General features: G+C 23.0%; 20 protein-coding genes and 3 pseudogenes. 17 read left to right on the top strand and 6 right to left on the bottom strand.

Going from position 1 to position 12,899, the window contains the following annotated elements:
* Window positions 1–51: 51 nt before the first annotated feature.
* Together AAHM78_RS12325 and AAHM78_RS12320 are read left to right on the top strand one after the other, a co-directional pair.
* A complete protein-coding gene (locus AAHM78_RS12325; protein WP_342253372.1) occupies window positions 52–480 on the top strand; it encodes a hypothetical protein in 429 nt (142 codons plus the stop codon).
* 15 nt (window positions 481–495) lie between these two features.
* Complete coding sequence (locus AAHM78_RS12320) at window positions 496–756, top strand: hypothetical protein (protein ID WP_342253371.1); 261 nt, start codon at window positions 496–498, stop codon at window positions 754–756.
* Between the two features lie 18 nt (window positions 757–774).
* On the opposite strand, the gene AAHM78_RS12315 is transcribed toward AAHM78_RS12320, so the two are convergent.
* On the bottom strand, window positions 775–1,233 hold the full coding sequence (locus AAHM78_RS12315) for a hypothetical protein (RefSeq protein WP_342252837.1): 459 nt from the start codon (window positions 1,231–1,233) through the stop codon (window positions 775–777).
* A 56-nt stretch (window positions 1,234–1,289) separates the two neighbouring features.
* Between AAHM78_RS12315 and AAHM78_RS17155 the strand changes: the two are divergent.
* From AAHM78_RS17155 to AAHM78_RS12290, 4 genes and pseudogenes are all read left to right on the top strand, one after another.
* Window positions 1,290–2,107: pseudogene (locus AAHM78_RS17155) on the top strand (IS5 family transposase).
* Window positions 2,094–2,255: a hypothetical protein gene (locus AAHM78_RS12300; protein WP_342253370.1), complete on the top strand. Its 162-nt coding sequence runs from the start codon at window positions 2,094–2,096 to the stop codon at window positions 2,253–2,255. The pseudogene AAHM78_RS17155 and the gene AAHM78_RS12300 overlap by 14 nt, the downstream one beginning before the upstream one ends.
* 3 nt (window positions 2,256–2,258) lie before the next feature.
* Window positions 2,259–2,420, top strand: coding sequence for a hypothetical protein (locus AAHM78_RS12295; protein WP_342253369.1), 162 nt, complete (start codon window positions 2,259–2,261; stop codon window positions 2,418–2,420).
* A 486-nt stretch (window positions 2,421–2,906) separates the two neighbouring features.
* Entirely contained in the window at window positions 2,907–3,866 is a 960-nt protein-coding gene (locus AAHM78_RS12290) for an IS1595 family transposase (protein WP_342253368.1), read from the top strand.
* Window positions 3,867–3,996: 130 nt separating this feature from the next.
* Here AAHM78_RS12290 and AAHM78_RS12285 read toward each other — a convergent pair whose 3' ends face one another.
* A complete protein-coding gene (locus tag AAHM78_RS12285) occupies window positions 3,997–4,212 on the bottom strand; it encodes a hypothetical protein (protein WP_342252882.1) in 216 nt (71 codons plus the stop codon).
* 56 nt (window positions 4,213–4,268) lie between these two features.
* Here AAHM78_RS12285 and AAHM78_RS12280 point away from each other — a divergent pair, with 56 nt between their 5' ends.
* From AAHM78_RS12280 to AAHM78_RS12265, 4 genes and pseudogenes are all read left to right on the top strand, one after another.
* A complete protein-coding gene (locus tag AAHM78_RS12280) occupies window positions 4,269–4,661 on the top strand; it encodes a transposase family protein (protein WP_342253367.1) in 393 nt (130 codons plus the stop codon).
* Between the two features lie 50 nt (window positions 4,662–4,711).
* Complete coding sequence (locus AAHM78_RS12275) at window positions 4,712–5,086, top strand: transposase family protein (protein ID WP_342255175.1); 375 nt, start codon at window positions 4,712–4,714, stop codon at window positions 5,084–5,086.
* 160 nt (window positions 5,087–5,246) lie between these two features.
* Window positions 5,247–5,375 carry a hypothetical protein gene (locus AAHM78_RS12270; protein ID WP_342253366.1) on the top strand — a complete coding sequence of 43 codons (129 nt, stop codon included), beginning with the start codon at window positions 5,247–5,249 and terminating at the stop codon, window positions 5,373–5,375.
* Between the two features lie 79 nt (window positions 5,376–5,454).
* Window positions 5,455–5,733, top strand: a pseudogene (locus AAHM78_RS12265) (helix-turn-helix domain-containing protein); the annotation flags it as partial.
* 194 nt (window positions 5,734–5,927) lie between these two features.
* On the opposite strand, the gene AAHM78_RS12260 reads toward AAHM78_RS12265, so the two are convergent.
* Entirely contained in the window at window positions 5,928–6,887 is a 960-nt protein-coding gene (locus AAHM78_RS12260) for an IS1595 family transposase (protein ID WP_342253364.1), read from the bottom strand.
* A 65-nt stretch (window positions 6,888–6,952) separates the two neighbouring features.
* Between AAHM78_RS12260 and AAHM78_RS12255 the strand changes: the two genes are divergently transcribed.
* From AAHM78_RS12255 to AAHM78_RS12230, 6 genes and pseudogenes are all read left to right on the top strand, one after another.
* Entirely contained in the window at window positions 6,953–7,351 is a 399-nt protein-coding gene (locus AAHM78_RS12255; RefSeq protein ID WP_342253363.1) for a transposase family protein, read from the top strand.
* 118 nt (window positions 7,352–7,469) lie between these two features.
* Window positions 7,470–8,186 carry an IS1595 family transposase gene (locus tag AAHM78_RS12250; RefSeq protein ID WP_342253362.1) on the top strand — a complete coding sequence of 239 codons (717 nt, stop codon included), beginning with the start codon at window positions 7,470–7,472 and terminating at the stop codon, window positions 8,184–8,186.
* 150 nt (window positions 8,187–8,336) lie between these two features.
* Window positions 8,337–8,711: a transposase family protein gene (locus AAHM78_RS12245; protein ID WP_342254611.1), complete on the top strand. Its 375-nt coding sequence runs from the start codon at window positions 8,337–8,339 to the stop codon at window positions 8,709–8,711.
* 10 nt (window positions 8,712–8,721) lie between these two features.
* A pseudogene (locus AAHM78_RS12240) lies at window positions 8,722–9,396 on the top strand (IS30 family transposase); the annotation flags it as partial.
* A gap of 178 nt (window positions 9,397–9,574) precedes the next feature.
* Entirely contained in the window at window positions 9,575–9,778 is a 204-nt protein-coding gene (locus AAHM78_RS12235; RefSeq protein WP_342253360.1) for a hypothetical protein, read from the top strand.
* Window positions 9,779–9,995: 217 nt separating this feature from the next.
* Window positions 9,996–10,451: a DxFTY motif-containing membrane protein gene (locus AAHM78_RS12230; protein ID WP_338957489.1), complete on the top strand. Its 456-nt coding sequence runs from the start codon at window positions 9,996–9,998 to the stop codon at window positions 10,449–10,451.
* A gap of 121 nt (window positions 10,452–10,572) precedes the next feature.
* Here AAHM78_RS12230 and AAHM78_RS12225 read toward each other — a convergent pair whose 3' ends face one another.
* From AAHM78_RS12225 to AAHM78_RS12215, 3 genes are all read right to left on the bottom strand, one after another.
* The gene (locus AAHM78_RS12225; RefSeq protein ID WP_342252825.1) at window positions 10,573–10,782 is read right to left on the bottom strand and encodes a transposase family protein; all 210 of its coding nucleotides are present in this window, start codon (window positions 10,780–10,782) and stop codon (window positions 10,573–10,575) included.
* Between the two features lie 173 nt (window positions 10,783–10,955).
* Entirely contained in the window at window positions 10,956–11,366 is a 411-nt protein-coding gene (locus AAHM78_RS12220) for a transposase family protein (protein WP_342253359.1), read from the bottom strand.
* A gap of 362 nt (window positions 11,367–11,728) precedes the next feature.
* Window positions 11,729–12,097, bottom strand: coding sequence for a hypothetical protein (locus tag AAHM78_RS12215; protein ID WP_342253358.1), 369 nt, complete (start codon window positions 12,095–12,097; stop codon window positions 11,729–11,731).
* 359 nt (window positions 12,098–12,456) lie between these two features.
* Here AAHM78_RS12215 and AAHM78_RS12210 point away from each other — a divergent pair, with 359 nt between their 5' ends.
* Window positions 12,457–12,849 (top strand): transposase family protein, encoded by a 393-nt coding sequence (locus tag AAHM78_RS12210; protein ID WP_342253357.1) that lies wholly within the window; start codon window positions 12,457–12,459, stop codon window positions 12,847–12,849.
* Window positions 12,850–12,899 lie beyond the last annotated feature (50 nt).

The following is a 12,899-nucleotide window of genomic DNA, read 5'->3' as shown; positions in this document are numbered from 1 at the left end:
CTATCACCTTTAATATTAATAATAATCGTTAAATTGTTAAAATTAAAGGTTTTGCACCAAGTCTATTGAAGTCATTTATCTCATGAACAATGAGATTGAATAATTTGATTGTCATTGTTAGGTCAATCTGCTTATACTATTTCTCAATTTGCTAAAATTTCAAAAACATCAGCACGATTTAATCGTCAAAAATTTATGAAATCATCACAATTAGCAAAAACACAAAAACCATTCACAAAATTAAAAGGTAGAATTGAAATTGATGAAACTTTTATCAAAGAAATTCATAAAGGAAATTTCAAAAATCCAGATGATCCAAGAAAAAAATGAATTGAAGAAAATGCTAAAGATTTAAACTGTTGTATTGAAATGGCAATTGATGAAAATAAAAATATTTATGCTCAAACAACAAATACTAAAAGATTAACAAAAAAATGAGTACAAGAAAATTTAACATCTAAGCTTATCGAAGAAAAATAAATTATAGTTTGTGATATGCAAATACTATATGATACAGTAGCTAAACAAACAAAATGTACTCTCAAGAAATTTAAATCAAAAGAAAATAAAGAATTAAATTATAAAAATTTAAGTAATATCAGTAAAATACAATCAAGTTTAAAAGAATTTATTACTCATTATCACGGCATTGGATTTACCAATATTCAAAATTACCTCAATTTATGAAAATTTAAATACCAACATTATAAAATATCACCTTATGCAAAATCTGAAGCATTATATTTAAGTTTGTAAAAAAAATAAATCCCAAAATTAAATAAAATCAAATTTTAGGCCGGGTTGATGATTTTTTTTATTTCATCAAGAGTTTTTTTGAAAATTAAAACATTTTTTTGTTAATCTTTTAGTATTTGTTGTTTGAGCATAAATATTTTTATTTTCATCAATTGCCATTTCAATACAACAGTTTAAATCTTTAGCATTTTCTTCAATTCATTTTTTTCTTGGATCATCTGGATTTTTGAAATTTCCTTTATGAATTTCTTTGATAAAAGTTTCATCAATTTCAATTCTACCTTTTAATTTTGTGAATGGTTTTTGTGTTTTTGCTAATTGTGATGATTTCATAAATTTTTGACGATTAAATCATGCTGATGTTTTTGAAATTTTAGCAAATTGAGAAATAGTATAAGCGGATTGACCTAACAATGACAATCAAATTATTCAATCTCATTGTTCATGAGATAAATGACTTCAATAGACTTGGTGCAAAACCTTTAATTTTAACAATTTAACGATTATTATTAATATTAAAGGTGATAGTTATTATGTTGAAAAAATATAAAGATGATCAAGAATTTTATAGTTTAGTCGGCATAAAGCCACAAACATTTTATAAAATGCTTGAAATTTTAAAAATTGCTGAGTCTAAACAAAAATATTATGGTGGTAGAAAAAATAAAATTGTAATTGAAGAGCGTTTATTAATGACTTTAGAATATTGAAAAGACTATAGTAGTTATAGAGTTATTGCAAAAAGATATAATATTAGTCATACTAGTTGCATTCGTAATATTTTTTGAATTGAAAATATTTTAATAAAAAGCGGAATTTTTAATTTACCTGGAAAAAAAGATTTAACAAAAAATAAAGGTACTAATAATAATTTGTTAGCTATTGATGCCACTGAAACTCCAATTGAAAGAATTAAAAAAAACTAAAATTACTTTTTTCAGGTAAAAAGAAACATCATTCTCTCAAATCCCAAATAATTATTGATATTTCCAATGGAAAAATTATTTCAACTGCTTTTTGTTTTGGAAGCATTCATGATTTTAAATTGCTTCTAAAATCTAAAACTTTTATTCATCCAGAAAAAAAAGTTTTTGTTGATTCAGGTTATCAAGGTATACAAAATATTCATAAAAATACATTTTTGCCATTTAAAAAAAGTAAATACAATAAATTAACACCAATTCAAAAAGAATACAATAAAACTTTAAGTAAAATTAGAATTAAAATTGAACACGTATTTGCTAAACTAAAACGTTTTAAAATTTTAAGTTTAAAATATCGCAATAAAATACGAAGATTTGCATTAAGATTTAATTTAATAGCAGGAATATATAATTTTGAATTACCTTAGTTTTGCACCAAGTCTAATACATAAAGAACAATTTAATAATAAATTAAATGAAATTAAAAATCATTATACAAAAAATAATTTAAATAATAAATTTATAAAAGATATAAGTAATAATGTATTAAATAAATATAAAAAAATTAAGGAGTAAATAATGACTAAAGAAATTGAACAACAAATTAAAAATTTTACTATTCAAATAAGTCAAAAATTAAATAAAAATGAACAAGAAGTTTTAAATAAAATTATTAATAATTATATAAATTTAAGTAAAACTTTAAATGAAATAACTAATAAACATAAAAAAGAACATTAAAATATCTATATTTAATATATAAAATATGATATAATTAACATAAAGAAGATAGCTATAGGATTATAATTAATCTGTACACTGGTGATATATGATGAATTTCATGTCTTCTTTTTTTTATTTAGATAAATATAAAAAAAGTTACCTTAATTGGTAACTTTTTAATTAGGTGCCAACCTAATCATATACAGAATGAATTATACTTACCTAATGTGTAAGTATTTTCATATTATACATTATTTTAAGATTATGGAAAAATATTATTTTCAAAAGAAAGCAAAAAATAGAGAAGCAACTATTATCATCAAAATTATTGTTGCTGTCATCATAATAATTATTAAAAAAAACTTATTATTATAGATTTTATCAACAAATTTTTCCTTTTCTATTTCATGAGTTATAACATTTTTTTTAATTTTCACAAAAAATCTTGATATTACTTTTAATTTTAAATTAAAAGTAATATTTTTATATCGGGGGTGATTTTTTGTGACTAATAATGAATTAATTGATGTTTTAAAAAACAAAAAAGATGAAGAATTTATAAAAATTATTAGACATTTTAAAAATAGAATTCAACAAATTGAGAAAAAAGAAAAATTAGATGCAATTGATAAAACATTTAAAGAAAAAGGAATTCAATGTCCAAATTGTAAATCTTATTGATGTGTAAAAAATGGTTTTAAGAATAATAAGCAAAAATATTTATGCAAAGATTGTAAAAGTAGCTTTGATGCTTTAAGAAATCATTTTTTACATTGAAGTCATTTATCTCATGAACAATGAGATTGAATAATTTGATTGTCATTGTTAGGTCAATCTGCTTATACTATTTCTCAATTTGCTAAAATTTCAAAAACATCAGCATGATTTAATCGTCAAAAATTTATGAAATCATCACAATTAGCAAAAACACAAAAACCATTCACAAAATTAAAAGGTAGAATTGAAATTGATGAAACTTTTATCAAAGAAATTCATAAAGGAAATTTCAAAAATCCAGATGATCCAAGAAAAAAATGAATTGAAGAAAATGCTAAAGATTTAAACTGTTGTATTGAAATGGCAATTGATGAAAATAAAAATATTTATGCTCAAACAACAAATACTAAAAGATTAACACAAAAATGAGTACAAGAAAATTTAACATCTAAGCTTATCGAAGAAAAATCAATTATAGTTTGTGATATGCAAATACTATATGATACAGTAGCTAAACAAACAAAATGTACTCTCAAGAAATTTAAATCAAAAGAAAATAAAGAATTAAATTATAAAAATTTAAGTAATATCAGTAAAATACAATCAAGTTTAAAAGAATTTATTACTCATTATCATGGCATTGGATTTACCAATATTCAAAATTACCTCAATTTATGAAAATTTAAATACCGACATTATAAAATATCACCTTATGCAAAATCTGAAGCATTATATTTCAGTTTGTAAAAAAAATAAATCCCAAAATTAAATAAAATCAAATTTTAGGCCAGGTTGATGATTTTTTTTATTTCATCAAGAGTTTTTTTTGAAAATTAAAAAATAATTGTGGAAAAGAGTTCGAAAGACTAAAAAATTATTATCAAAAAAATCAAGAAGAAGACTTTCGTAATAACATATTATTTGTTATTAACAGTCATTTTAATGGAACAGCAACTGGTGAAACCTTTAATGTTTCTGGAAAAACAGATATATTATTAAGATATGATAACTCTAATGTTTTTATTGCAGAATGTAAAATATGAAGTGGTATTTCTCATTTTAAAAAAGCTATTGATCAATAGACTTGGTGCAAAACCTTTAATTTTAACAATTTAACGATTATTATTAATATTAAAGGTGATAGTTATTATGTTGAAAAAATATAAAGATGATCAAGAATTTTATAGTTTAGTCGGCATAAAGCCACAAACATTTTATAAAATGCTTGAAATGTTAAAAATTGCTGAGTCTAAACAAAAATATTATGGTGGTAGAAAAAATAAAATTGTAATTGAAGAGCGTTTATTAATGACTTTAGAATATTGAAAAGACTATAGTAGTTATAGAGTTATTGCAAAAAGATATAATATTAGTCATACTAGTTGCATTCGTAATATTTTTTGAATTGAAAATATTTTAATAAAAAGCGGAATTTTTAATTTACCTGGAAAAAAAGATTTAACAAAAAATAAAGGTACTAATAATAATTTGTTAGCTATTGATGCTACTGAAACTCCAATTGAAAGAATTAAAAAAAACTAAAATTACTTTTTTCAGGTAAAAAGAAACATCATTCTCTCAAATCCCAAATAATTATTGATATTTCCAATGGAAAAATTATTTCAACTGCTTTTTGTTTTGGAAGCATTCATAATTTTAAATTGCTTCTAAAATCTAAAACTTTTATTCATCCAGAAAAACAAGTTTTTGTTGATTCAGGTTATCAAGGTATACAAAATATTCATAAAAATACATTTTTGCCATTTAAAAAAAGTAAATACAATCAATTAACACCAATTCAAAAAGAATACAATAAAACTTTAAGTAAAATTAGAATTAAAATTGAACACGTATTTGCTAAACTAAAACGTTTTAAAATTTTAAGTTTAAAATATCGCAATAAAATACGAAGATTTGCATTAAGATTTAATTTAATAGCAGGAATATATAATTTTGAATTACCTTAGTTTTGCACCAAGTCTATTATAGAACTAACACAATTTAATTTTTATATAAGTGTCCTTTTTAATTTTACAATTAAAGAAACTTAATATAAGTTTTAAACTCATTACTTATTCAAAAGTAAATGAGTTTTTTTTATTTTTTTTAAAAAAGGAGAAGTTAATAATGACTTGATTAGAAGTAGAAAAGGCAATTGCAGATTTAGATGAAAGACAAAAAGATGAAACTAATTTTATATTAGTTGATAGTAATTATCATCCAGAAATGACTAAGAAAAAATACAAATATCTTTAATTTTAAAATTAAAAAGGACACTTATATAAAAATTAAATTGTGTTAGGTCTATAATTAAGAAAAGAAAGGAATTAGCGCAATGTATAAGTATCTGAGTATTGAATCAATAATAGCAATAAAAGAATATAAAAATTATGGATTTTCGATTCGTAAAATAGCAAAAATTGTTGATTATAGTAAATCAACTGTACATAGAGTTTGTAGATTATTAAATAAAAACTTATTGCCATTAGAAATATTGAATCAATTTCAAAAAAATAAACAAAATGCAGGCAGAAAATTAATAATTTTAAATTTAACAGAAATTAATAGTATTAATCATTTGTTAATTACTAAAAAGTATGCTCTTGATATAATAGACTTGGTGCAAAACCTTTAATTTTAACAATTTAACGATTATTATTAATATTAAAGGTGATAGTTATTATGTTGAAAAAATATAAAGATGATCAAGAATTTTATTTTAATTTTCAAAAAAACTCTTGATGAAATAAAAAAAATCATCAACCTGGCCTAAAATTTGATTTTATTTAATTTTGGGATTTATTTTTTTTACAAACTGAAATATAATGCTTCAGATTTTGCATAAGGTGATATTTTATAATGTTGGTATTTAAATTTTCATAAATTGAGGTAATTTTGAATATTGGTAAATCCAATGCCATGATAATGAGTAATAAATTCTTTTAAACTTGATTGTATTTTACTGATATTACTTAAATTTTTATAATTTAATTCTTTATTTTCTTTTGATTTAAATTTCTTGAGAGTACATTTGGTTTGTTTAGCTACTGTATCATATAGTATTTGCATATCACAAACTATAATTGATTTTTCTTCGATAAGCTTAGATGTTAAATTTTCTTGTACTCATTTTTGTGTTAATCTTTTAGTATTTGTTGTTTGAGCATAAATATTTTTATTTTCATCAATTGCCATTTCAATACAACAGTTTAAATCTTTAGCATTTTCTTCAATTCATTTTTTTCTTGGATCATCTGGATTTTTGAAATTTCCTTTATGAATTTCTTTGATAAAAGTTTCATCAATTTCAATTCTACCTTTTAATTTTGTGAATGGTTTTTGTGTTTTTGCTAATTGTGATGATTTCATAAATTTTTGACGATTAAATCATGCTGATGTTTTTGAAATTTTAGCAAATTGAGCAATAGTATAAGCGGATTGACCTAACAATGACAATCAAATTATTCAATCTCATTGTTCATGAGATAAATGACTTCAATGTAAAAAATGATTTCTTAAAGCATCAAAGCTACTTTTACAATCTTTGCATAAATATTTTTGCTTATTATTCTTAAAACCATTTTTTACACATCAATAAGATTTACAATTCGGACATTGAATTCCTTTTTCTTTAAATTTTTTATCAATTGCATCTAATTTTTCTTTTTTCTCAATTTGTTTAATTCTATTTTTAAAATGTCTAATAATTTTTATAAATTCTTCATCTTTTTTGTTTTTTAAAACATCAATTAATTTATTATTAGTCACAAAAAATCACCCCTGATATAAAAATATTACTTTTAATTTAAAATTAAAAGTAATATCAAGATTTTTTGTGAAAATTAAAAGAATTTTATAGTTTAGTCGGCATAAAGCCACAAACATTTTATAAAATGCTTGAAATTTTAAAAATTGCTGAGTCTAAACAAAAATATTATGGTGGTAGAAAAAATAAAATTGTAATTGAAGAGCGTTTATTAATGACTTTAGAATATTGAAAAGACTATAGTAGTTATAGAGTTATTGCAAAAAGATATAATATTAGTCATACTAGTTGCATTCGTAATATTTTTTGAATTGAAAATATTTTAATAAAAAGCGGAATTTTTAATTTACCTGGAAAAAAAGATTTAACAAAAAATAAAGGTACTAACAATAATTTGTTAGCTATTGATGCTACTGAAACTCCAATTGAAAGAATTAAAAAAGGAAATTATCCCCGCATGTACTAGTGTGGAGGAAAAAATGAATTGAAATGAATTCAACAGCATATTTCAAACTGAAAACGATTGTTTGAAATATATAGCGAAGTTGAAAATAATGACATGCATCAGGTGTGCTTCTTCTAGTTTGAATACTTCTGATTTGAGAAGAATACGATGTTTGAACTGTAACCAAACATTTAGTATTCTTTATGGAACCATTTTTTATAAGTCACAGACCCAAATGACATCTTGGTTTTATCTCATCTTTAGATGAATAAACACAAAGCATGGCATACCAGCAACCGATGTTGCAAGGGAATTGGGTGTGACCTATAAAACAGATTGAAGAATGTGTCATGAAATCAGGACTATAATTGGAAATCAAGATGCAGGTTTCATTGTTGATGGCACAGCACAGATGGATGAAATGTATCTTTCACATTTAGGTTTTAAAAAACAAGGAAGATCCTTGTTGAATAAAACTTTGATTGTTGGAGTTTATGAGAAAACCAGTAACAAACTAATTGTGAAGGTTCTGAAAAATGCAGATGAAAAAAACCTTTTAAGATTTGCATTGAAACACATTTTTACTGAGTGTTGTCTATTTACGGATTCTTGGAAGGGATATGTAAGTTTCAAAAACTTCTATCCCAAACATGAAATCGTAAATCATGAAGTTGGGTATGTGTCACCAACAGGTGTAAACACAAACCAGATTGAATCAGCATGAAAGCACATCCGACGAACTTTCCGAACACACATAAGAGTTTCAAAGCACAATATTCATTTATATGCAAAAGAATCAGCATATAAATTCAATAACATACCTAGTTTTGAAACTGTAATTTTGTGTTTGATTTAAATACATGCGGGGATAATTTCCTAGGTAGGCTTTTATCTCCATTTATGTGATAAAATTTAAAAATAGTACATAAAGGGATAAAAGCCTTAAAAAAAACTAAAATTACTTTTTTCAGGTAAAAAGAAACATCATTCTCTCAAATCCCAAATAATTATTGATATTTCCAATGGAAAAATTATTTCAACTGCTTTTTGTTTTGGAAGCATTCATGATTTTAAATTGCTTCTAAAATCTAAAACTTTTATTCATCCAGAAAAACAAGTTTTTGTTGATTCAGGTTATCAAGGTATACAAAATATTCATAAAAATACATTTTTGCCATTTAAAAAAAGTAAATACAATCAATTAACACCAATTCAAAAAGAATACAATAAAACTTTAAGTAAAATTAGAATTAAAATTGAACACGTATTTGCTAAACTAAAACGTTTTAAAATTTTAAGTTTAAAATATCGCAATAAAATACGAAGATTTGCATTAAGATTTAATTTAATAGCAGGAATATATAATTTTGAATTACCTTAGTTTTGCACCAAGTCTAATTGCTAACTTTTTAAAGGAAAATAAAATAAAAAGTATTTCAACAAAAACTTTATATAACATGTTTAAAACAAATCGAATGGGTTTTGATGAAAATAACTTATTGAGAAAAGGCAAAAATAAATCTCACAAACAAAAAGAAACTAGGGGCAAAATTAATAATTGTAAGTCTATTCATGAAAGAAATTTAATCATTCCTAATATTAAAAATATACAAGAATTTGGTCATTTAGAAGGTGATACTATCATTGGCAAAGATCATAAAAGTTCTATTATTACTTTGGCTGATATATGATCAAAAACCACAATTCCTTTAGTAACTAAAAATCATAAATCAGAAAATATTACGAAAAGTATAATAAAATTTATTTCAAAGTTACAAAAAGGAACAGTTAAAACCATTACTTTTGATCGTGGTAAAGAATTTAGTAAATGAAGATTAATCGAAAAAATTTGTAATGTCAAAATTTATTTTGCAGATCCTGGTAAACCTTGCCAAAGGGGTTTAAATGAAAATAATAATGGTATTTTAAGAAGATATTTACCAAAATCTACAGATCTATCTTCATATAAACAAAAAGATTTAAATTTTATAGCATTTCAAATTAATTCTACACCCAGAAAATCGCTCTCTTATAAAAGACTAATAGATTTAATACAATTATTTTAAAAAACTGTCCCATTTATATTTACAACTCAGGTACTGAAAAAAATTTAAAACAAAGCATTCAACAACAGCAAAAACGTTAAAAATTATTTGTGCGTCCACTAAAGGACTTGTTAAGGGGGCTTATGAAGGGATTCCTGAAGGTGCTGTTAGAGGTACTATTATTGGTGCTTCTGGTGTTTTGGTTACAACTTTTTTTGTATCTCCGCCTGCCGGCATTATTGTTGCAGGAGCTGCTGTTGCTGGTGGTGTTACTTATGCAGTTGTTAAAGGTAGTCATGTAGCTATTATAAAAGGAAAAGTAGCAGCAAAAAAATTTGATGAAAAGAAAAAAAGTACAAAAACAAGATTTAGAAGAAGCACAAAAACACGCAATAAATTTTAATACAGATTTACAAAATAAAACAAAAACTAAATCAAAAAAATCAATTAATTTATAGGATAGGTAATTTTTAATTTCATTAAATTGTGGAAAACTATTTTTACTTTTATTTTAAATTTTTGTATTAAAATAAGTGTTATTTAATAAATATAAATCTTATTTAATTATTGATAAAAGCATGTTAAAATTGTAAAGAATTATATTATAGAAGAGGATAAGTATGGAAAATAAAAACCAAGAAGTTAATTTTGAAAATAATAGTGAAAATACATTTCCAAGAACTAAGTTTTTGATAAGTGTTGGCTATTTAATAATACAAGTATTAATTCCCGGGATTATTCTTTTTTTTACTACTAGTACTGATTTTACTTTTACTTTTAAATTACCTTTTTGAATAATGGTACTTTCTAGTTTAAGTTTAATCATATTTACTTTTATTATAACCTTTATTACATATAAGTTAAAATTACATCAATTAGATCAATTTACATATAGTATTCCATTTGCTTTTGTTTTATCATTATTTTATTTGTCAGGATACTTTTTAACTCCTCAACAAATTTTAATACGTTTTATTATTTCAATCGCTGGTGCTGTTATTGGTATTTTTTTAACGAGTATTATTTTATTATTAGTATTAAGAAAAAAACAAAAAAAATCATATATTAAGTTATAATAAGTGATATAAATCTAAAAAAATAAAACGAAAAAAAGGCGCGTAATATATGTTACGCACCTTTTTAAATATATGTTTTTTATTTACTGTATAAAAATTATTCAATAGACTTGGTGCAAAACTAAGGTAATTCAAAATTATATATTCCTGCTATTAAATTAAATCTTAATGCAAATCTTCGTATTTTATTGCGATATTTTAAACTTAAAATTTTAAAACGTTTTAGTTTAGCAAATACGTGTTCAATTTTAATTCTAATTTTACTTAAAGTTTTATTGTATTCTTTTTGAATTGGTGTTAATTGATTGTATTTACTTTTTTTAAATGGCAAAAATGTATTTTTATGAATATTTTGTATACCTTGATAACTCTGGATGAATAAAAGTTTTAGATTTTAGAAGCAATTTAAAATCATGAATGCTTCCAAAACAAAAAGCAGTTGAAATAATTTTTCCATTGGAAATATCAATAATTATTTGGGATTTGAGAGAATGATGTTTATTTTTACCTGAAAAAAGTAATTTTATTTTTTTTAATTCTTTCAATTGGAGTTTCAGTAGCATCAATAGCTAACAAATTATTATTAGTACCTTTATTTTTTGTTAAATCTTTTTTTCCAGGTAAATTAAAAATTCCGCTTTTTATTAAAATATTTTCAATTCAAAAAATATTACGAATGCAACTAGTATGACTAATATTATATCTTTTTGCAATAACTCTATAACTACTATAGTCTTTTCAATATTCTAAAGTCATTAATAAACGCTCTTCAATTACAATTTTATTTTTTCTACCACCATAATATTTTTGTTTAGACTCAGCAATTTTTAAAATTTCAAGCATTTTATAAAATGTTTGTGGCTTTATGCCGACTAAACTATAAAATTCTTGATCATCTTTATATTTTTTCAACATAATAACTATCACCTTTAATATTAATAATAATCGTTAAATTTTTAAAATTAAAGGTTTTGCACCAAGTCTATTATAGAACTAACACAATTTAATTTTTATATAAGTGTCCTTTTTAATTTTACAATTAAAGTTTTAAAAACTTAATAAATCTAAACATAAATAGTTAGGAATTTTTAGTTTAGATAATTGTAAAATAATAACTTAAAACACTTGATTATAAATATAAAAAGGTATATAATTTAACCAAAAATTAATAATTTAAAGTTGTCTTTTATTTAAAGAAAATTAAATTATAACTATTAACTTTACTCACCCCTAATTTGTTCACTTGTCTACGTAATTAGTGTCCAATAAAGTGTAACCTATCCATACATACTAGAAGCCGTAATCATAAAATGATTCGAAATTCAATATCCAGCTTTTGCTATTAGCATTTTTCCAAAGATAGCTGTTTTTGAAAGACATGAATAACCTTCTTCAACACCAATTTCGGGATATAAAGATAAAAGCGGAATCATTTCTTGATCAGCAGTTCTATTAAATATTGTTCTTCCCTCTTGTCAAATTTTTTCTGCGCCCCATTTTCATAAATTCATTGCTTGTGTACTAATTACCAATTGTACTGGAGTTACTCCAAAATCCACTAAATTATTTAAAGGATTTACTTTACTTCAATCAAATGATCCAATACTAGTAACTGCTACCCGAAATACTCGTTGTACAGTTTTCAAACCAACTGCTGCTGTTAATAAACCAGCTGTTCCAATTATTTTTTAGTATCTGATCATATTAAACTACTTCAACTATTATTAATAGTATTTGCTTCTATATTACTATCTATATCATTATTTATTAATAACTCTTCTTCTTGTGGCATTTTTTCTCTTCTCTCTATTTCTTTATTAAAACATAAAAAACACATTAGTAACAAACTTTACAAAAGTGGTTATAAACCATATTTTGTTAAATTGCTTTTATGTGTTTTAACATTAGTATAAAGGATTATCACTTAATAATCAATAGACTTGGTGCAAAACCTTTAATTTTAACAATTTAACGATTATTATTAATATTAAAGGTGATAGTTATTATGTTGAAAAAATATAAAGATGATCAAGAATTTTATAGTTTAGTCGGCATAAAGCCACAAACATTTTATAAAATGCTTGAAATTTTAAAAATTGCTGAGTCTAAACAAAAATATTGTGGTGGTAGAAAAAATAAAATTGTAATTGAAGAGCGTTTATTAATGACTTTAGAATATTGAAAAGACTATAGTAGTTATAGAGTTATTGCAAAAAGATATAATATTAGTCATACTAGTTGCATTCGTAATATTTTTTGAATTGAAAATATTTTAATAAAAAGCGGAATTTTTAATTTACCTTGAAAAAAAGATTTAACAAAAAATAAAGGTACTAATAATAATTTGTTAGCTATTGATGCCACTGAAACTCCAATTGAAAGAATTAAAAAAAACTAAAATTACTTTTTTCAGGTAAAAAGAAACATCATTCTCTCAAATCCCAAATA

Source organism: Spiroplasma endosymbiont of Zeiraphera isertana (genome assembly GCF_964030805.1).
GTDB lineage: Bacteria > Bacillota_I > Bacilli_A > Mycoplasmatales > VBWQ01 > Spiroplasma_E.
This window is presented reverse-complemented; position numbering and strand designations above follow the sequence as displayed.